The organism is Duganella sp. CT11-25, from assembly GCF_047302815.1.
Lineage (GTDB): Bacteria > Pseudomonadota > Gammaproteobacteria > Burkholderiales > Burkholderiaceae_D > Rugamonas.
Genome location: NZ_JBKBFD010000001.1, coordinates 3,188,251 through 3,206,024, shown reverse-complemented (window position 1 = coordinate 3,206,024; position 17,774 = coordinate 3,188,251). Strand labels below are relative to the sequence as shown.

Annotated in this window: 17 protein-coding genes; 2 read left to right on the top strand and 15 right to left on the bottom strand. The window is 64.4% G+C overall.

Annotated elements, in window-relative coordinates:
* Positions 1-2: 2 nt before the first annotated feature.
* From ACEN9F_RS13745 to ACEN9F_RS13730, 4 genes are read right to left on the bottom strand one after another with little or no spacing between them, the layout of a single operon-like run.
* Positions 3-1,997 carry a DUF4962 domain-containing protein gene (locus tag ACEN9F_RS13745; protein WP_413420579.1) on the bottom strand — a complete coding sequence of 665 codons (1,995 nt, stop codon included), beginning with the start codon at positions 1,995-1,997 and terminating at the stop codon, positions 3-5.
* A gap of 17 nt (positions 1,998-2,014) precedes the next feature.
* Positions 2,015-2,770, bottom strand: coding sequence for an SDR family NAD(P)-dependent oxidoreductase (locus ACEN9F_RS13740; protein ID WP_413420578.1), 756 nt, complete (start codon positions 2,768-2,770; stop codon positions 2,015-2,017).
* Positions 2,771-2,808: 38 nt separating this feature from the next.
* A complete protein-coding gene (locus ACEN9F_RS13735; RefSeq protein ID WP_413420577.1) occupies positions 2,809-3,843 on the bottom strand; it encodes a LacI family DNA-binding transcriptional regulator in 1,035 nt (344 codons plus the stop codon).
* A gap of 22 nt (positions 3,844-3,865) precedes the next feature.
* The gene (locus ACEN9F_RS13730; RefSeq protein ID WP_413420576.1) at positions 3,866-6,289 is read right to left on the bottom strand and encodes a TonB-dependent receptor; all 2,424 of its coding nucleotides are present in this window, start codon (positions 6,287-6,289) and stop codon (positions 3,866-3,868) included.
* A gap of 336 nt (positions 6,290-6,625) precedes the next feature.
* Between ACEN9F_RS13730 and ACEN9F_RS13725 the strand changes: the two genes are divergently transcribed.
* A complete protein-coding gene (locus ACEN9F_RS13725; protein WP_413420575.1) occupies positions 6,626-7,285 on the top strand; it encodes a dihydrofolate reductase family protein in 660 nt (219 codons plus the stop codon).
* Positions 7,286-7,294: 9 nt separating this feature from the next.
* Here ACEN9F_RS13725 and ACEN9F_RS13720 read toward each other — a convergent pair whose 3' ends face one another.
* The 3 genes from ACEN9F_RS13720 to ACEN9F_RS13710 all read right to left on the bottom strand — a co-directional run bounded on the left by ACEN9F_RS13720 (position 7,295) and on the right by ACEN9F_RS13710 (position 10,061).
* Positions 7,295-8,185 carry a LysR family transcriptional regulator gene (locus ACEN9F_RS13720; protein ID WP_413420574.1) on the bottom strand — a complete coding sequence of 297 codons (891 nt, stop codon included), beginning with the start codon at positions 8,183-8,185 and terminating at the stop codon, positions 7,295-7,297.
* A 42-nt stretch (positions 8,186-8,227) separates the two neighbouring features.
* The gene (locus ACEN9F_RS13715; protein WP_413420573.1) at positions 8,228-8,977 is read right to left on the bottom strand and encodes an SDR family NAD(P)-dependent oxidoreductase; all 750 of its coding nucleotides are present in this window, start codon (positions 8,975-8,977) and stop codon (positions 8,228-8,230) included.
* A 154-nt stretch (positions 8,978-9,131) separates the two neighbouring features.
* Positions 9,132-10,061 carry a LysR substrate-binding domain-containing protein gene (locus ACEN9F_RS13710; protein ID WP_413420572.1) on the bottom strand — a complete coding sequence of 310 codons (930 nt, stop codon included), beginning with the start codon at positions 10,059-10,061 and terminating at the stop codon, positions 9,132-9,134.
* Between the two features lie 124 nt (positions 10,062-10,185).
* On the opposite strand from ACEN9F_RS13710, the gene ACEN9F_RS13705 reads away from it, so the two are divergent.
* Complete coding sequence (locus ACEN9F_RS13705; protein WP_413420571.1) at positions 10,186-10,608, top strand: RidA family protein; 423 nt, start codon at positions 10,186-10,188, stop codon at positions 10,606-10,608.
* A gap of 46 nt (positions 10,609-10,654) precedes the next feature.
* On the opposite strand, the gene rng is transcribed toward ACEN9F_RS13705, so the two are convergent.
* The 8 genes from rng to ACEN9F_RS13665 form a co-directional block, all read right to left on the bottom strand.
* A complete protein-coding gene (gene rng / locus ACEN9F_RS13700; protein ID WP_413420570.1) occupies positions 10,655-12,121 on the bottom strand; it encodes a ribonuclease G in 1,467 nt (488 codons plus the stop codon).
* A 78-nt stretch (positions 12,122-12,199) separates the two neighbouring features.
* A complete protein-coding gene (locus tag ACEN9F_RS13695; protein WP_413420569.1) occupies positions 12,200-12,820 on the bottom strand; it encodes a Maf family protein in 621 nt (206 codons plus the stop codon).
* Between the two features lie 16 nt (positions 12,821-12,836).
* The gene (rlmH, locus tag ACEN9F_RS13690) at positions 12,837-13,307 is read right to left on the bottom strand and encodes a 23S rRNA (pseudouridine(1915)-N(3))-methyltransferase RlmH (RefSeq protein WP_008451768.1); all 471 of its coding nucleotides are present in this window, start codon (positions 13,305-13,307) and stop codon (positions 12,837-12,839) included.
* 6 nt (positions 13,308-13,313) lie between these two features.
* Positions 13,314-14,000, bottom strand: a complete 687-nt coding sequence (gene rsfS, locus ACEN9F_RS13685; protein ID WP_413420568.1) for a ribosome silencing factor — start codon at positions 13,998-14,000, stop codon at positions 13,314-13,316.
* Positions 14,001-14,660: a nicotinate-nucleotide adenylyltransferase gene (locus ACEN9F_RS13680; protein ID WP_413427056.1), complete on the bottom strand. Its 660-nt coding sequence runs from the start codon at positions 14,658-14,660 to the stop codon at positions 14,001-14,003.
* A gap of 5 nt (positions 14,661-14,665) precedes the next feature.
* Complete coding sequence (gene hemF / locus ACEN9F_RS13675) at positions 14,666-15,580, bottom strand: oxygen-dependent coproporphyrinogen oxidase (protein WP_413420567.1); 915 nt, start codon at positions 15,578-15,580, stop codon at positions 14,666-14,668.
* Positions 15,581-15,583: 3 nt separating this feature from the next.
* Positions 15,584-16,852, bottom strand: a complete 1,269-nt coding sequence (purD, locus tag ACEN9F_RS13670) for a phosphoribosylamine--glycine ligase (RefSeq protein ID WP_413420566.1) — start codon at positions 16,850-16,852, stop codon at positions 15,584-15,586.
* 6 nt (positions 16,853-16,858) lie between these two features.
* Positions 16,859-17,584 carry a YebC/PmpR family DNA-binding transcriptional regulator gene (locus tag ACEN9F_RS13665; RefSeq protein WP_413420565.1) on the bottom strand — a complete coding sequence of 242 codons (726 nt, stop codon included), beginning with the start codon at positions 17,582-17,584 and terminating at the stop codon, positions 16,859-16,861.
* Between the last annotated feature and the right edge of the window lie 190 nt (positions 17,585-17,774).

The window sequence follows — 17,774 nt, the reverse complement described above, 5'->3', positions numbered from 1 at the left end:
CCTTAGAACTTCATGCCGGTGACCAGCGTGGCGTCCTTGCCGGCCGGGAGCGACAGGCGCAGCACGGTGCCGCGCTCTTCGCGCGGTCCCTTGTCGACATTGCCCGGCGGTCCGGCAGCGATCACCACGCCCGGTTCGATGATGGCCTTGACCGCCTTGCTGCGGACCTCGACCTTCAGCGACGATGGCTGGCCGGCGACGACAAAGCGGCTGTCCGCCTGCTTCGTGATCGCGTGGTCGCCGTGCACCTGCGCGGTCAGCACCACCGGCTTGCTGGCGCGCATGCGGTCGGTGGTGGTCCAGGCGCCGCGTGCAAGGCTGAAGCGGCGCTCCAGCCGTTCGACGCCCAGCTCCGGGCGATAGGCGCCGGTCAGGTCGGCGACGATGTCGGCATGGTCGCGTCCCAGCTTGATGCTGGTGATGCGGATGCTGTCCAGCCGCGCATACGGATAGTCGCGGAAGGCGTCGTGACCGCCGCCTTCGTTGGCCTGGCCCTGGCCGTCGATCAGCAGCGTGTTGCTCAACTTGCTGCTCGGGATGCCGGCGTAGCCCATCGGGCCGGTCAGATAGCTGCCGCCGCCGTATAGCATGAAGCTGCCGGCGTCGGGGTGCGAGTGACCCATCTCCAGGTGCCAGTCGGGCATCCTGGCCATCAGCGCGGAGACGTGGTGGCCTTCCGGCGGGCCGGCGCGGAAGGCGAAGGCGGTGGCCTTCGGCGTCCAGTCGCTGCGCCAGTAGACCGTGCCCAGGTCTTCGAAGTGATGGTGCGGCGCGATGGACGACATCGGGCTGGCGGCCAGCGCCGGGTCGTACCACTGCAGGCTCCAGAAGTCTTCGGCGCACACATGGCCCAGCGACGCCATCCAGTTGGCGACGCCCTGCGCATCCTTGTTGCCGAAGCGAGCGGCCAGGCGGTACAGCAGGTTGTAGTTGGAGTGCAGCTTGCCGTCCGGGTGCGTACGCGCCGCCTCCGCGCCGTGGCGCGCACGGGTCAGCGGGCCTTCGAACACGTCGCCGAAGTCGAATACGTCCTGGCCGTTTGGCGTCAGCGAGTGCGCCATGTAGAGGTGGGCATTGCGCAGGGCAGGGGCATCGTACATATCGTCGCCCGCCGCGTGGGCAAAGGCGTCCAGCGCGTGGATAATCCACGGCATCGAGAACACCCAGTATTCGACGCCTTCGTAGAAATAGCCGTCCGGCGAGGAGATATCGATCACGCGGCTGAAGATTGCGCGCGACAGCGCGGCCCACGTGGCCGCTTCCGGCACCTCGTCCCACACCGCATACGCCGCCACCGCCAGTCCGGCGATCGGGATGAAGCAGTGGTTCTGGCTGTACGAATACGACTTGCCCGGCTTCGGCATGAAGTGCGCCGACAGCAAGCGCGCCTGGCGCACGATCTTGTCGCGGTAGCGCTTGCGCTCTTCTTCATTCAGCACATCGAACAGCAGGTCGTAGGCGGTGCCCATGCCGTACAGCAGATGTCCGGCGGCCAGGTCGATGTCCGGCTTGCTGAAGGTATAGCCCCAGACCGGATAGCTGACCGCCGCATCCATATAGCGTTTGGCGGCGTCGAGATAACGCTGGTCGCCCTCGATCTTGTAGGCCAGCGCGGCGCCCGTCATGCCGATCGCCACCGTGTTCTGCGCGCGCCGGACCTGCGCCGGCGACGCCGCCGGCTCCTCGCGCATGGCGACCAGTCCGGCCAGGGCCTTTTCCCAGATGGCGCGGTGGCTGGTGCGGGCGCGCTGGCGCATGTCCGTCAGGCCGGCGGCCGTGGTGAACACGCGCGGATGCACGCCGCGCAGGTCGGCGCGCAAGGCCGCCGGATGCGCCTGCATCAGGGTTTCCAGCGGATGGGCGCCGGGCAGCGCCTTGCCGATCATGGTACCCAGCGCCTCGCGCGCATCCTGCGCCATGACCTGGCGCGCGCTTATCACAGGCAAAGCGAGGGCAGCGGCGCCAACAAACTGGCGTCGTGTGAAGTGATGATTCATGGATTCTCCGGATCTTGTCAGTAGAGACCGAGGCCGCCATTGACCTGGATGATTTCGCCGGCGAGGAAGGCGGCGCGTTCGGAAGCGAGGAAGACGACGACGTTGGCCACATCCTCCGGCTCGCCTTCGCGGCGTGCCGGCGTGCGTTCGGCGATGGCCTGGCGGTTGGCCGGGGTGTTGAAGGTGTCGTGGAAGCGGGTGGCGATCAGGCCCGGCGAGACGCCGTTGACGCGGATGCCGAGCGGGCCGACTTCCTTGGCCAGCGCGCGCGTGAAGGTGGCGACGGCGGCCTTGGACGAGGCGTAGTGCGCCGAACCGGGACCGCCGCCGTCGAATGCCGCCAGCGACGACATGGTGACGATCACGCCGCTCTTGCGCGGCTCCATGCGCTTCAGCGCCGCCTGGCAGATCAGGAAGGTGCTGGTGAGGTTCAGGTTCATCGCCTCGTTCCACAGCGACAGCGGCATGTCGACCACGCGGCAACGCTGGATCAGGCCACCGATGTTGGCGAACAGCGTGTCGATCTCGCCGATCGCGCCTTCGGCTTCGGCAAACACCTGCTCGGCGATGGCGCTGTCGGTCAGGTCGGCCTTGATGGCCTGGGCGCGGCGGCCCATGGCGCGGATCTGCGCCACCACTTCCTGTGCTTCGTCGCTGCTGCTCCAGTAGGTCAGGACGACGTCCGCGCCCGCCTGTGCCAATGCCAGCGAGGTGGCCTTGCCGATGCCCGATGCGCCGCCCATGACCAGGGCGCGTTTTCCGATAAGTTCCATAGCAGTGCTCTCTTTAGTGTGTGGGTGGGGTGTGCTGGTTACTTTGCTGGCGCCGCTGTCGAGGCCCGCACGATCAGCTCCGGCGCGAACAGCTCGGCGACCGGCGTCGTGCCCGGCGCGAGGATGCGCTGGACGGCGGCGTCGGCCATCGCCTGTATCGGCTGGCGCAAGGTGGTGAGCGGCGGGTCGTGCGCGGCGGAGAAGAAAATATCGTCAATCCCGATCAGCGAAAAATCGCGCGGTATCTGCTTGCCCAGTTGTTTCAGGCCGATGCCGATACCGATCGCCATCATGTCGTTGATGGCGATGGCCGCCGTCGGCTTGCCCGGCGCCGCCAGGATGCGCGCTGCGGCGCTGCGGCCCAGTTCAAACAACTGGGTGTCGCCGTGCGGATCGCTGGGTGCGTCGGTGGCATCGGCGATCACCAGCTCGCCGGCGATGCCGGCCTGCGCGACCGCCTGCTGGAAGCCCTTGAGCCGGTCCTGGCGGTTCAGCGTGTACGGCGGCGGCGAGACCAGCGCGATCGAGCGGTGGCCCAACGCCACCAGGTGCTCGACCGCCATCGCCGTCGCGGCGGCGTTGTCCACCGAGATCGTCATGATGCGTTCATGGTTGTCCTCCGAGCGCTTGATGTCGAACGCCACCACCGGGCAGCGCGAGGTCATCGCCGCCAGGTGGTCGGTGTCGTTCAGCGCCGAGCCGGTGATGATGCCTTGCACCCCATAGGCCAGCAGGTCGGCCATCACCGCCCGTTCGCGGTCGGGATCGCGGAAGGTGCTGAAGGTCATGACGTGGCACTGGTGCCGCGCGGCGGCCGTCTCCACCGCGCAGGCGAGCGATCCGAAGAACTGGTTCGCCAGCGACGGCACCAGCAGGCCGACCATCTTGGCCACGCCGGTTTTCAGCTGGCGCGCGGCGTTGTTGGGCCGGTAGCCCAGCTGCTCGATCGCCTGCTGGATCTTGCGCTGGGTGTCCGGCCGCATCTGCTCCATCCGGTTGTTCAGAAAATTCGAGATGCTGGACGGGGACACGCCGGCCAGCCGTGCCACGTCCTGAATTTTTGGTTCGCTCATAGTTTCCTTTTTAATTCATCGGTCAAAAGACCATGTCGAGGCGGATCGTCGCATAGCGGAAGGCGTCGCGCGCAGGTTGCCAGCCGTAGGACTTGATGTCCGGTCCGGAGGTCTGCTTGAAGTTCAGGAAGGAACCGACGTTGCCCGATGCGTAGTGATGATCGAACAGATTCTTGATGCCGACCGAGAGCTTGTATTTGCCCTTGTTGTCGCTCAGCGATGCACCGAGATCAAAGATACCATAGCCGGGCCGGTTCAAACCTGGATCCTGGCTGATCGCGCCCACCACCGCCGACTGCGCGCGCATCTGCATATTGACCGCGGCGACGTAGGGGATGGCGGCGAGCGGCATGGTGTACTCGCCGCCCATGCTCATCTTCCACTTGGCCGAGTTGGGCATGCTGCCGCCGCTGGCGTCGCGCACGAAGGCGCCGGGCACCAGCACGTTGGGCACGGTGCAGTCCTTGGCGCCGCTGTAGCACGGGCCCTGGTTCCAGTCGAGGATCGTGGCGCGGGTGTAGGCAACGCTGGCCTTGACCATCAGCGCGCGCGTCAGCAGCGCCGTGCCGTCCACTTCGAAGCCACGCGTCTGCAGTTCCGGGATGCTGTACAACACGCTGGCCTGGCTGCCGTCGGAGAAGCGCTCGGTGGCCGAGGTCTGGTAGTCGCGGAAGCGGGTCTGGAACAGCGCCGCGTTCAGCGTGGCGCGGTTGTTCCACAGGTTGGCCTTGAACCCCAATTCGAAGCTGGTGGCCTTTTCCGACGCCAGCGGCAGGTGCGCGAACACGTTGACGTTGTTGGCGCCGCTGGTCATGTCGTAGGCCACGCCCTTGCTGCCTGTGGACGCCGAGCCATACGCCATCACGTCCGGCGTGAAGTGGTAGCTGTAGGCCACCTTGCCGGTGGTGGCGTTCTCGGTGTGCTGCGGCGCCTGGTAGTAGTTCTCGCCGGTGTGCACGTTCGACGGCGCGCTGGACGACAGGCTGTCGATCGTGTGGAACATGTAGTCGTTCGACTCCTGATTGAAGCGCAGGCCGCCGGTCAGGCTCTGGTTCGGGGCGAAGTCCCAGTTGGCGTTGGCGTAGATCGCGTGGTTCAGGCTGCCGGACGCGGTTTCGTAATTGGTGTAGTTGGTTTCCTTGACGAAGGCGTTGCCTCGGTAATAGGTGCGGTCCACCGAGTTGCGGGCGATCCACAGTCCGACCAGGTAGCGGAACGATCCGTCGTCGGGCGAGGTCAGTCGGATTTCCTGGGTCGAGGTCTTGCTGCCGGTGGTGCCGTTGATCATCGGCGAATCGGCGATGCCCGACGGCTTGCCGGCCGCGTTCACCTGGTAGTAGGTGGAGATCAGGTCGATGTTGTCGTTGTCGCGGAAGTCGTTGGACAGGTTGTTGTCGACCGAGGAGATCGAGGTCAGCACATGGCCGGCCAGCGGCGAGCCGTCCGGGAACGCATAGTTGATGCGCAGGCCCAGGCCGCGGTCGGTCGACTCCAGGCCGGACGGCGAATCGTTGCGGATCTCGCGGTTGAACGGGCTGACGTGGATGCCGCGCAGCACCTGGGTGTTCGACAGCGCGGTGTAGTTCTTGTTGTACAGGTAGCCGACGCCGGGATCGATGGAGGTGATGGCGGCCGTGTTGCCGGTCGACAGCGAGTGGTCGAAGTGCGGCGAGATCAGCAGGTCGAGGTCGCGGTTGATTTTCCATTGCAGCTTGGCCATGAAGTTCCTGCCGCCCGAGCCGTTCTGCATGCTGTCGTTGGTCAGGTTGTGCAGCAGGCCGGGGAAGTTGGTCTTGCTGGCGAACAGGCGCAGGCCGACGTCGTCGCTGAGGCGGCCGCTGAGCGAGGTGGCGACGCGGTATTCGTGGTCGCTGGTGTTGAACAGGCTGACCCGGCCCTGCATCGGGCCTGAGCCGATCGGCTTGGTGGTGATGACCACGGCGCCGGCGATCGCGCTCTTGCCGAACAGCGTGCTTTGCGGCCCCTTCAGCACTTCGACGCGGGCGACGTCGGACATGTCCTTGAACGCCTGCTGCGCCTGGGCGTACGGCAGGTCGTCGACGATGACGGCGATGTCGCCCTCGATGCCGAGGTTGTTGGAGGTGGTGCCGATGCCGCGCATATTGATGCTGTTGGTGCCGACCTGGGTGCCGACGGAGATCGACAGGGCGGGTGACAGGTTGACGATGTCGACGAATTCGCGCACGTTGTTGCGCTTGATGTCTTCCTCGCCGAGCACGGTGATCGACGCCGGCACGTCCTCGAGTTTTTCGATGCGGCGGTTGGCCGAGACCACGACCGTCTCCAGCTTCAGTTGTTCAGTGCTATCGGTGGCGGCTTGCTGCGCCTGCGCCGTCAGGCTGGTACCAAAAATCGTTAAAGCAACTGCAGATGCGATGGGGCTGAGCCGGTGCTGCACGGCCCCCCGTTTTCCTTGACCAGTCATCTTTGTCTCCGTTTTATATTTATGATTTTTGTACATTCAACTGTACAACCATTGCCGCAGAAAAGCTGCAACGATTTACTGTATCGTTGCAGTAAAATCGCAAAAAAATATATTTACAACAATTTACGGCTCATTCGGAGTTGGCGGCCGTGAGCTGTAACGATTTACTGCAACGATTTAGTAAGGATAAAGCATCGCTCAGCAAAGTCAACCAGAATTTGTCTGGCGGCGCCGCGTTCCCGTTGCCTCGCTCCGACACAACGACCTTCGAATGCGTTAGAGTATTCTTACCGCCGCCGGCCAATTCCATGCGTCCACTCCAATGGAGAAATCAGAATGACACGAGTCCGAGTTGAAAGCTTCACGATATCTATAGACGGATATGGCGCGGGTCCGGATCAAGATATCGATAATCCGCTCGGCGTGGGTGGGACCGATTTACACCAGTGGTTCATCCCGACACGCACCTTCCAGCGGGCCCACGGCGAGGGCGATGGCACGACCGGCGTCGACGACGATTTTGCCGCGCGGGGATTCAGCAACGTCGGAGCGTGGATTCTGGGGCGGAACATGTTCGGACCGGTTCGGGGGCCTTGGCCCGACATGCGCTGGAACGGCTGGTGGGGAGACAACCCACCCTACCATGTTCCGGTCTTCGTCCTGACCCATCATGCGCGTCCATCTATCCAGATGGAAGGCGGCACGACGTTTCACTTCGTCACGGGCGGCATACACGAAGCACTGGACCGCGCGCGCGAAGCGGCGAACGGCATGGACGTGCGCATTGGGGGAGGGGCCAACGTGATCCGACAGTATCTGCAAGAGGCGCTCATCGATGAACTGCATATCGCGATCTCGCCGGTCCTGCTGGGGAGTGGCGAGCGCCTGTTCGAGGGGGCGGACCTGCGGGCTCTCGGTTATGAGTGCGTCGAGTTCGTGGGGACGGAGAAGGCGACCCATGTTGTGCTTCGGCGCCGCCAGCCCGGCGACGCCTGACAAATCGGGCTAGTGTGAGTCGGCCATGATCGATTCCACGAACGCGGTGAAGGCGCGCGCTTTCGCGCTTGCCTTCCTGCCTGCGGGGTACACGGCCCACAGATCGATCGGGTCCAGGCGCCATTCCGTCAGCACTTCGCGCACGGAGCCGTTGGCCAGCTCTGGCGCGAACATCCATCGGGAGGCGATCGCCAGACCCATGTTCGCCAGCACCGCGGCCCGGACGCCTTCGCCAGCCGACACTTTGATCCTGCCGCCGACCGCAATCGCGACTTCGGCATCGTCCTGGCGGAAAGACCATACCGCGCCCCCTCCGGCGCGTCCATAGACGACCGCTTCGTGCGCGGCAAGGTCTTCCGGCGTCGCGGGTTCGCCGCGCAGCGCGAAGTAGGCCGGCGTTGCCAGCACCACCCGCTGGCTCTGCGCGAGTTTTTTTGCCGTCATGGTGGAGTCGCTCAACGTCCCCATGCGCAAAGCGACGTCGATGCCGTTTTCCAGCAGGTCGATGTTCCTGTCGTCGAGGACGATATCGATGGTGAGTCCCGGGTTTTGCGCCAGGAACCGGTCGATGTGGGGAATGATGTGGATGCGGGCGAACGTCACGGCCGCGCAGATTTTCAACCGCCCAGTCAAGCCGGAACTGGCGCCGCGCGCGTCCAGTTCCGCTTGATTGGTCTCGCTGATCGCGCGCAGCGCGCCTTCGTAATAGCCTTGCCCCGCTTCGGTGGGCATCAAGCCGCGCGTGGAGCGCAGGAGCAGCTGGATGCCCAGGTATTCCTCCAGCTGGGCGATCGCTTTCGACACGGCGGGCTGGCCGATATTGAGCCGGCGCGCCGCGGCGGAAAAGGACCCGGATTCGACCACGCAGACAAAGGTTTCCATCGCCGACAGCCTATCCATTTAATCCTCCTCCGCGAAATCGATCCCGCATTGTCGCCGATATCAGACCGCGCCCATGCCGCCGTCCACGCTCAGGTCGATGCCGGCGACGAAACTGCTCTCGTCCGACGCCAGGAACAGCGCGGCGGAAGCGATTTCGTCGGCACGTCCCATGCGGCCAAGCGGTATCACCGACTTGAAGAAATCGCGCAGCTTGTCCGCGCCTTCCTTGCTGTCGGCCTGGCCGTCGATGATCGGCGTATCGACCGGGCCGGGGCTGATGTTGTTGACGCGGATGCCGCGGTCCTTGAACTCCGAGGTCCAGGTGCGCGCATACGAACGCACGGCGGCCTTGGTGGCGCTGTAGGTGCTGTGGTTCGGGAAGCCCATGTACGAGGCGATCGATCCGATCAGGATGATCGACCCGCCCCGGTCGAACAGCGGCAGCGATTTCTGCACCGTGAACAGCAGGCCGCGCGCGTTGATGCCGTAGGTACGGTCGTAATGCGCGGCACTGATTTCCTCGAGCGGGACCTGTTCGACGATGCCGGAGTTGGCGACCAGCACATCGATGCGGCCCTTCTGCTGCTTGACGATGCCGAACAGCCGGTCCAGGTCCTCCAGGCTGGCGACGTCGCCCTGCACGGCGGTGACGTTGCTGCCGATCAGTTCGACGGCCTTGTCCAGCTCCGTCTGGCGGCGGCCGGTAATGAAGACATAGGCGCCTTCCTTGACGAAGCGTTGGGCGGTCGCCAGGCCGATGCCGCTGCTGCCACCGGTGACAACAGCGATTTTTCCTTGTAAGCGAGACATAGTGATTCCTTTGGATAAGTTAAAGACAGAGGCGGTTCGTCGAAGCAGGACGGCGGGGCATTCCCGGCGCCAGTTAGCTGGACGAAACTGTTTGCTACCTGTCGATAATAGTTACCCGTGCCGGCAGGGGGTAGGCAGCCGGCGGAGATATGTCTTATTCCGTTCTGGAATGGATAGCGATGGGCGCATGTTCCTGCATGAGCTCGGCCACCCAGTCGATAAACACGCGCAGCCTGGTGCTGGCATAGCGGTTCTGCGGATACGCCACGTGCAGCGGCATCGGATCGAGACGCCAGTCTTCCAGCAGCGGCAGCAGTTCGCCGCTGGCCACGTGCTGCTTCGCCATATACCGCGGCAACCACAGCACGCCCATGCCAGCCAGGCCGGCCGCCAGGTACGCATTGCCGTCGTCGACCGCGACCACGTATTGGCCGTGTATGGTCAGCGTGTCGCCATCCCGGTGCACCACCACCGGATAGGTCTTTCCGGTTCGCCCCCATAAAAAGCCGACGATGCGGTGCTCGTCGCCCTCCAGCTCGCGCGGATGGGACGGCACAGTTGTGCGCGCCAGATAGGCAGGCGCCGCATACAGGCCGAGCTGCAGGTCGCCGACGTGCCGGGCCTTGAGCGACTGGTCGCTGAGTTCGCCGCCACGGACCACGCAATCGACGCTTTCCCCGATCAAGTCGATCGTGCGGTCGCTGACGCCCATGTCGATCTGCAGCTCGGGATATCGGGCATGGAACGCCGGCAGCGCCGGCATCAGTATCATGCGCGCCAAAGGACTAGGCACATCCACCTTGAGCTTGCCCTTGGGCTGCGCCGACGCATGGGACAAGCCCGATTCGATATCGTCGAGATCGGCCAGCAGGCGGATCGCGCGCTCGTAATACGCTGCACCGTCGGCCGTCACGTTGACCTTGCGCGTGGTGCGGTTGAGCAGTTTGACGCGCAGTCGCGCCTCGAGCTGCTGCACCAGTTGCGTCACGCTGGTGCGGCTGACATTGAGCGTCTCTGCCGCCCTGGTGAAGCTGCCGGCTTCCACCACCCGGACAAACGCCGTCATCGCATCAAACCGGTCCATGTCGCCCTCCAAGCATCGATAAATTGTTTGGATTATACAAACAGTGATGGGCTGTTTCTGCGATTTATCTTCAATTCAAATGCAATTAGACTGGCTCCATCTTAAAACTTCGAGGGAGTTGAACATGGCAACACGTGATGTGGTTTTTCCGGCGGGCCGTCAGGCGCTGTATGAAAAAAACCGCTATTCGCCCGCAGTGCGCGCCGACGGCCTGCTGTTCGTGTCCGGCCAGGTCGGCAGCCGCGAGGACGGCTCGCCGGAACCGGAACTGAAAGCGCAGGTGAGGCGCGCGTTCGAGAACCTGAACGCGGTCCTGGCCGCCGCCGGCTGCAGCTTCGACGACGTGGTCGACGTCACCGTCTTCATGGTGAACCCCGAGCAGATCTTCGAGCAAGTCTGGCAGGTGGTGCCGGAGTATTGGGGCGAGGCGCCGTTCCCGAACGTGACGGCGGTGGGCGTCACCTGGCTGTACGGCTTCCAGTTCGAGATCAAGGTGGTGGCCCGGTTGCCGAAGAGCCTGGCCCAGGCGCAGGATTCAATGAATTAACTGCGCGATCGCCGCCTCGTTCTCGCGATCCGCTGCGACGTGAGCACTACATCAAGATCACGTCGTACTGTTCCTGGTGGTAGGCGGTTTCAACCTGCAGGGAGATTTTCTTGCCGATGAAATCGCCCAGCATCGCCAGGTGCTGCGACTCCTCTTCGAGGAACATGTCGACCACTTCCTGCGAGGCGAGGATGCGGAATTCGCGCGGGTTGAACTGCTTGGCTTCGCGCAGCAGTTCGCGCAGGATTTCGTAGCAGATGGTGCGCGAGGTTTTCACCTGGCCCTTGCCGGCGCAGGCCGGGCAGGGTTCGCACAGGATGTGCGCCAGCGATTCGCGGGTGCGCTTGCGCGTCATCTCCACCAGCCCCAAGGCCGAGAAGCCGGACACCGAGACCTTGGTGCGGTCGCGCGACAAGGTCTTCTTCAACTCCTGCAGCACCGCGTTGCGGTGCTCGGTGTTTTCCATGTCGATGAAGTCGAGGATGATGATGCCGCCCAGGTTGCGCAGCCGCAGCTGGCGCGCGATGGCGTGCGCCGCCTCCAGGTTGGTCTTGAAGATCGTGTCGGCGAAATTGCGCCCGCCGACAAAGCCGCCGGTGTTGACGTCGATGGTGGTCATGGCCTCGGTCTGGTCGACGATCAGGTAGCCGCCGGATTTCAGGTCGACGCGGCGGCCCAGCGCGCGCAGGATCTCTTCCTCGACACCGTACAGGTCGAACAGCGGACGCTCGCCGGTGTAGTGCTGCAGGCGTGACAGCACGCCCGGCGTGTAGGCCTGGCCGAACTCCTGCAGGTTCAGGTAGTTCTCGCGCGAGTCGACCTGGATGGTGGCGGTGTCGTCGTGCACGAAGTCGCGCAGCACGCGCTGGGCCAGGCTCAAGTCCTGGTGCAGCAGCGTGGTGGCGGGCTTGGTGCGGGCGCCGTTGGTGATCGCGCTCCAGGTCTTGCGCAGGTATTCGACGTCGGCGGCGATGTCGGAGTCGGAGGCTTCCTCGGCCTGCGTGCGGACGATGTAGCCGCCTTTTTCATCGGCCGGCAGCAGGCTTTGCAGCCGCGCGCGCAGCGCTTCGCGCTCCGCTTCCTTTTCGATTTTTTGCGAGATGCCGATGTGGGCGTCCTGCGGCAGGTAGACCAGCATGCGGCCGGCGATCGAGATCTGCGTCGACAAGCGCGCGCCCTTGGTGCCGATCGGGTCCTTGATCACCTGCACCGTCAGCACCTGGCCGTCGAACAGGATCTTCTCGATCGGCGTCGGCACGGCGTTCTGGCCGCCGTCGTGCGGGCGGGCTTCCCAGATGTCGGCCACGTGCAGGAAGGCGGCGCGTTCCAGGCCGATGTCGATGAAGGCCGACTGCATGCCGGGCAGCACCCGCACCACCTTGCCGGAGTAGACGTTGCCGGCCAGGCCGCGCGTCAGCGTGCGTTCGATGTGGAGTTCCTGGACGGCGCCTTGCAGTATCAGGGCGACCCGGGTTTCCTGCGGGGTGATGTTGATCAGGATGTCTTCGTTCATTTGTCTCTAAGGCCGGTCAAAGTGGAATTCGCCGGCTTCTTTAGCGTCTGGTGGTTGAACGTCGATCATACACGCCGCTCAGGGTAGCGGCAAACCCGCTTGGCGCAGCAGCTGGACGGTTTCGTACACCGGCAGGCCCATGATGCCGGAATGGCTGCCGGCGATGTGTTCGATGAACTGCGCCGCCGGGCCCTGGATGCCGTAGCCGCCGGCCTTGTCGTAGGGCTCGGCGGTGGCGCAGTAGGCGGCGATGGCGGCCGGCGACAGCACGCCGAAGCGCACGTCCGACACCTGCGTGATCGCGCCGGTGAAGTCGGCCGACTGCACCGCGATCGCGGTCAGCACCTGGTGGGTGCGGCCGGAGAGCTTTTGCAGCATGGCGATGGCTTCGGCGGCGTTGGCCGGCTTGCCGAGGATGGCGCCGTCGATGGTGACGGTGGTGTCGGCCGACAGCACGGCGCGCGGCGCCATGCGGCGCTTGACCACCAGGTCGGCCGCGAAGGCGGCTTTTTCACGCGCCACGCGGGCCACGTAGTCGAGCGGCGCTTCGCCGGGCAGGACTTCTTCGGTGACGTCGGGGCCGCGCGGGCCGTCGCTGCGCAGCAGCAGCAGCTCGAAATCGATGCCCACCTGGCGCAGCAGTTCACGCCGGCGCGGGCTCTTGGAGGCGAGGTAGATCTTTTTGTCGACCGGTTTCATGGATGACCGTTCTCTTTTAAACGCGGTGGTACGGGTGGTTCTGCGTAATCGACCAGGCGCGATACAGCTGCTCGGCCAGCATCACCCGCACCATACCATGTGGCAGCGTCATGCTGGAAATGCGTATCAGGCCTTCGGCGCGCGCTTTCAGCTCCGGATCGAGGCCGTCGGCGCCGCCGATCAGGAAGGCGGTGTCGCGGCCGTCCTGCTGCCAGGCTTCCAGCTGCTGCGACAGGCCAACCGAGGTCAGGTCCTTGCCGCGCTCGTCGAGGGCGATGATGCGCACGGATTTCGGCAGCGCCGCCTCGATGCGCTCGCGTTCGAGCGCCATCGCGGTGGCGGCGGTCTTGCTGCCCGAACGGTCGACCGGCTTGATTTCCTTCAGCACGATCTTCAGTTCCGGCGGCATGCGCTTCGCGTATTCGGCGAAGCCTGTCTCTATCCAGGCCGGCATCTTGTGGCCGACCGCAGCGATAATCAGCTGCATACGGCTTTACTCTTCGACTTTTTTGATGCGCTTGATGACGGTCTTGACCGGGGCTTCGTCCGCCTTAGGCTTGGCGGCCTTGCGCTTCGGTGGCAGGGCTTTCAGCACTTCGGCGGCGGCGACGGCCGACTTGGTCTTGCCGACCTTGATGGTCTTGCCGGCCGGGACGGCGGCTGCCTTCTTGGCGGCCGGCTTCTTCACCGCGGCCGGTTTGGCCGCGGCGGCTTTGCGGGCCGGGGTCTTTTTCTCGATCACCGGCGACGCGTCGACGGCTTTCTTGCCGGCGGCCAGGTGGCTGCTGACCTTCTTCGGCACGTCGGCTTCCTCGCCTTCCTTGGTCGATTTGCGCTTGGCGGCGCCCATCTTGACCGGCTTGTCGCCCCAGATCTCTTCCAGTCGGTAGTAGGCGCGGATCGGCGCCTGCATGATGTGGACGATCATGTCGCCCAGGTCGACCAGCACCCATTCACCGGTGTCCTCGCCTTCCATGCCGTAGACGTCGCCGCCGGCGGCCTTGACCTTGTCGCGCACCGAGGCGGCCAGCGCCTTGGTCTGGCGGTTCGAGGTGCCGGACGCGATGGCGATGCGGTCGAACAGGCTGGTCAGGTGGGTGGTATCGAACAGGGCGATATCTTGGGCCTTGACGTCTTCGAGGGCGTCAACGACGAGGGATTGCAGTTTTTTGATGTCCATTTAGCTTTTGTATAGATTATGTTGTTCAATATAGTCTAGCACTAGCGGCGGGATAAGCGAGTTTGCGCTATCCCCCCGTTGTAATGCCGCACGTATTTGGGTGGCGGAAATATCCACCGCGAAGTCTTGTGCCAGATAAGTCAGACCGTGCGGCGTGTTACGGATTTGTTGCGGCGTTCCCAGTCGGCTGGAAAACGCCTGTTCGACGGCGGCCGGCAAGCCGGCGCTGTCGATGCTGAAGCCAGGGCGGGCCGCTACGCAGATATGGGCGTAGTCGAACAGCGCCTGCCATTCGTTCCAGGTGTCGAGCCGCTGCAGCTGGTCGGCGCCCATCAGGAAGGCGATGGAGGCCGACGGCCCCAGCTCGGCGCGCACCTGGCGCAGCGTGTCGATCGTGTAGGTGGCCAGGCCCTGGGCGGCGCGGTCGATTTCCTGCATGTCGACCATGACGCTGAACGGCTGGCCGGCGAAGGCCAGCGCCACCATGTCGGCGCGCTGCTGCGGCGTCGCTTTCAGCGTCGATTTCTGCCAGGGCAGGCCGGTCGGGATCACGCGCAACTGGTCTACCTGCAGCAGTTGCGCAAAATAGGCGCCTAAAGCGATGTGACCGTGATGCACCGGATCGTAGCTGCCTCCCAGCAGTGCGACGCGATAGTTCACGTCGGTCACTCGGTCAGCCAGTCGCGATGCGGCAGGAAGTCGGAGTACAGCGCCGCTTCCGGGCTGCCCGCTTCAGGCTCCCAGCGATAGCGCCATTTGACGATCGGCGGCATCGACATCAGGATCGCCTCGGTACGTCCGCCCGATTGCAGGCCGAACAGCGTACCGCGGTCGAAGACAAGATTGAATTCGACGTAGCGGCCGCGCCGGTAGGCCTGGAAGTCGCGTTCGCGCTCGCCGTAAGGCGTGTCCTTGCGCTGCTTCAGGATCGGCAGGTACGCGGCCAGGAAGGAATCGCCCACGCTTTGCATCATGGCGAAACTTTGCTCGAAGCCGGCGTCGTTGTAGTCATCGAAGAAGATGCCGCCGACGCCGCGCGCTTCCTGGCGGTGTTTCAGGTAAAAATACTCGTCGCACCATTTCTTGAACCGGCCATGCAGGTCCGCGCCGAACGGGGCGAGGGCGTCATGGCAGGTGCGGTGGAAATGCCTGGCGTCGTCCACGTTGCCGTAGTACGGCGTCAGGTCCATGCCGCCGCCGAACCACCACGCCGGCTGGCCGTCGGCCGTGGTCGTGGTGAAGAAGCGCACGTTCATGTGCACCGTCGGCGCGTACGGATTGCGCGGATGGATCACCAGCGACACGCCCATCGCTTCCCAGGGCTTGCCGCCCAGGTCGGGGCGGTGCGCCGACGCCGACGGCGGCAGCCTGGCGCCCATCACGTGCGAAAAATTGACGCCGCCACGCTCGATGACGTTGCCTTCCTCGACCAGGCGCGAAATCCCGCCGCCGCCTTCGGCGCGGTCCCACGCATCGCGCAGGAACGGCTTGCCGTCGACGGCCTCCAGCGCCTGCACGATGCGATCTTGCAGATCGAGCAGGTAGGCTTTAACGGTGGCGGGATTCGGCGCTTGCGACATGGATCAGTGTTTCAGGCCGCGCCAGCCGATATCGCGGCGGCACTGCATGCCGTCGAACGAGATCTGGTCGACCACTTCATAAGCCGTCTTCTGGGCGATCTTGATGCTGTCGCCCAGGCCGACCACGCACAGCACGCGGCCGCCGGTCACCTGCAGCTGGCCGCCGACGTCGGCGGTGCCGGCGTGGAAGGTCACCGATTCCGGCGTTTCGGCCGGGATGCCGTCGATCGCGGCGCCTTTCAGCGGCGCGTCCGGGTAGCCGGCCGCTGCCAGCACCACGCCGACGGCGGTGCGGCGGTCCCATTCCAGTTCGATCTGGTCCAGGGTGCCGTTGACGGCGTGTTCCATCACTGCCACCAGGTCGGTCTTCAGGCGCGACATGATCGGCTGCGTCTCAGGATCGCCCATGCGGCAGTTGAATTCCAGGGTGCGCGGATTGCCCTGGGCGTCGATCATCAGGCCGGCGTACAGGAAGCCGGTGAAGACGATGCCGTCCTTGGCCATGCCGGCGATGGTCGGGTTGATGATCTCGCGCATCACGCGGGCGTGCATCGCCGGCGTGACGATCGGAGCAGGGGAGTACGCGCCCATGCCGCCGGTGTTCGGGCCTTCGTCGTTGTCCTTGAGGCGCTTGTGGTCCTGGCTGGTGGCCAGCGGCAGGATGTTCTTGCCGTCGCACATGACGATGAAGCTGGCTTCCTCGCCGGCCAGGAATTCCTCGATGACGATGCGGGCGCCGGCGTCGCCGAAGCGGTTATCGGCCAGCATGTCGTCGACCGCGCGGTGCGCTTCTTCCAGCGACATCGCCACCACCACCCCCTTGCCGGCGGCCAGGCCGTCGGCCTTGATGACGATCGGCGCGCCGTTGGCGTCGATGTAGGCGTGCGCTTGCGCCACGTCCGAGAAGGTCTGGTACTTGGCGGTCGGGATGCCGTGGCGCTGCATGAAGGCCTTGGCGAAGTCCTTCGACGACTCCAGCTGCGCCGCTTCCCTGGTCGGGCCGAACACCTTCAGGCCACGGGCGCGGAACAGGTTGACGATGCCGCCGGCGAGCGGCGTCTCCGGGCCGACCACGGTCAGTCCGATGTTCTCGCTCTCGACGAAGTTCGCCAGTTCGTGCAGGTCCGTGATGTTGACGTTGACCAGGCGCGCGTCGCGCGCGGTGCCGCCGTTGCCAGGAGCGACGTACACCATCTGGATGCGTTCCGATTGCGCCAGTTTCCAAGCCAGCGCATGCTCACGGCCGCCGGAGCCGACTACCAATATTTTCATAATCCCTCAGTCTTCGATCAGCGTGTTGGAATAGACTTCCTGGACATCGTCCAGCGCTTCCAACGCGTCCAGCAGTTTTTGCATCTTGACGGCGTTGTCGCCGGTGATGACGGTTTCGGTATCCGGTTTCATGATGATCTCGGCCACTTCGGCCTTGAAGCCGGCCGCTTCCAGCGCATCCTTGACGGTGGCGAAATCGTGCGGGCCGCAGAGCACTTCGAAGCCGCCTTCTTCATCGGCCACGACGTCTTCGGCGCCGGCTTCGAGCGCCACTTCCATCAGCGCGTCCTCATTGGTGCCGGGGGCGAACAGGAACTGGCCGCAGTGCTTGAACATGAAGGCCACCGAGCCCTCGTTGCCCATGTTGCCGCCGTTTTTGTTGAACGCGTTGCGGACTTCGGCCACCGTGCGCACGCGGTTGTCGGTCATGCAGTCGACGATGATGGCCGCGCCGCCGATGCCGTAGCCCTCGTAGCGGACTTCCTCGTAGGCCGCGCCGTCTTCGCCGCCGGTGCCGCGGGTGATCGCGCGCTGGACGTTATCTTTCGGCATATTGGCGTCGGCAGCCTTGTCCACGGCCAGTCGCAGGCGCGGATTGGTCTGGATGTCGCCGCCGCCCATGCGTGCGGCAACGGTGATTTCCTTGATCAGACGGGTCCAGATCTTGCCACGTTTAGCGTCGGTTGCAGCTTTTTTGTGCTTGATGTTGGCCCATTTGCTGTGTCCAGCCATGTTCGGTCTTCCTTCGGCGCGGTTTTGTTTGTAGTCAGTGGTATGCGGTGAGGGCGGTATTTTAGCATAAGAGGGGCGTCAAAAACCGCCGGCCCCTCGGCGCTCAGGCCGCCTCGATCTTCGCGCCTCCGCTAGAGGGCGCGCTCCATTTTTTGTAGGGATGCTGTCACATGCGGATGATAACATTTAT

Bases quoted from the DNA above. Each gene is read 5' to 3' on its own strand.
- ACEN9F_RS13745 (WP_413420579.1), bottom strand. From the start codon at position 1,997: ATGAATCATCACTTCACACGACGCCAGTTTGTTGGCGCCGCTGCCCTC.
- ACEN9F_RS13740 (WP_413420578.1), bottom strand. From the start codon at position 2,770: ATGGAACTTATCGGAAAACGCGCCCTGGTCATGGGCGGCGCATCGGGC.
- ACEN9F_RS13735 (WP_413420577.1), bottom strand. From the start codon at position 3,843: ATGAGCGAACCAAAAATTCAGGACGTGGCACGGCTGGCCGGCGTGTCC.
- ACEN9F_RS13730 (WP_413420576.1), bottom strand. From the start codon at position 6,289: ATGACTGGTCAAGGAAAACGGGGGGCCGTGCAGCACCGGCTCAGCCCC.
- ACEN9F_RS13725 (WP_413420575.1), top strand. From the start codon at position 6,626: ATGACACGAGTCCGAGTTGAAAGCTTCACGATATCTATAGACGGATAT.
- ACEN9F_RS13720 (WP_413420574.1), bottom strand. From the start codon at position 8,185: ATGGATAGGCTGTCGGCGATGGAAACCTTTGTCTGCGTGGTCGAATCC.
- ACEN9F_RS13715 (WP_413420573.1), bottom strand. From the start codon at position 8,977: ATGTCTCGCTTACAAGGAAAAATCGCTGTTGTCACCGGTGGCAGCAGC.
- ACEN9F_RS13710 (WP_413420572.1), bottom strand. From the start codon at position 10,061: ATGGACCGGTTTGATGCGATGACGGCGTTTGTCCGGGTGGTGGAAGCC.
- ACEN9F_RS13705 (WP_413420571.1), top strand. From the start codon at position 10,186: ATGGCAACACGTGATGTGGTTTTTCCGGCGGGCCGTCAGGCGCTGTAT.
- rng (WP_413420570.1), bottom strand. From the start codon at position 12,121: ATGAACGAAGACATCCTGATCAACATCACCCCGCAGGAAACCCGGGTC.
- ACEN9F_RS13695 (WP_413420569.1), bottom strand. From the start codon at position 12,820: ATGAAACCGGTCGACAAAAAGATCTACCTCGCCTCCAAGAGCCCGCGC.
- rlmH (WP_008451768.1), bottom strand. From the start codon at position 13,307: ATGCAGCTGATTATCGCTGCGGTCGGCCACAAGATGCCGGCCTGGATA.
- rsfS (WP_413420568.1), bottom strand. From the start codon at position 14,000: ATGGACATCAAAAAACTGCAATCCCTCGTCGTTGACGCCCTCGAAGAC.
- hemF (WP_413420567.1), bottom strand. From the start codon at position 15,580: ATGTCGCAAGCGCCGAATCCCGCCACCGTTAAAGCCTACCTGCTCGAT.
- purD (WP_413420566.1), bottom strand. From the start codon at position 16,852: ATGAAAATATTGGTAGTCGGCTCCGGCGGCCGTGAGCATGCGCTGGCT.
- ACEN9F_RS13665 (WP_413420565.1), bottom strand. From the start codon at position 17,584: ATGGCTGGACACAGCAAATGGGCCAACATCAAGCACAAAAAAGCTGCA.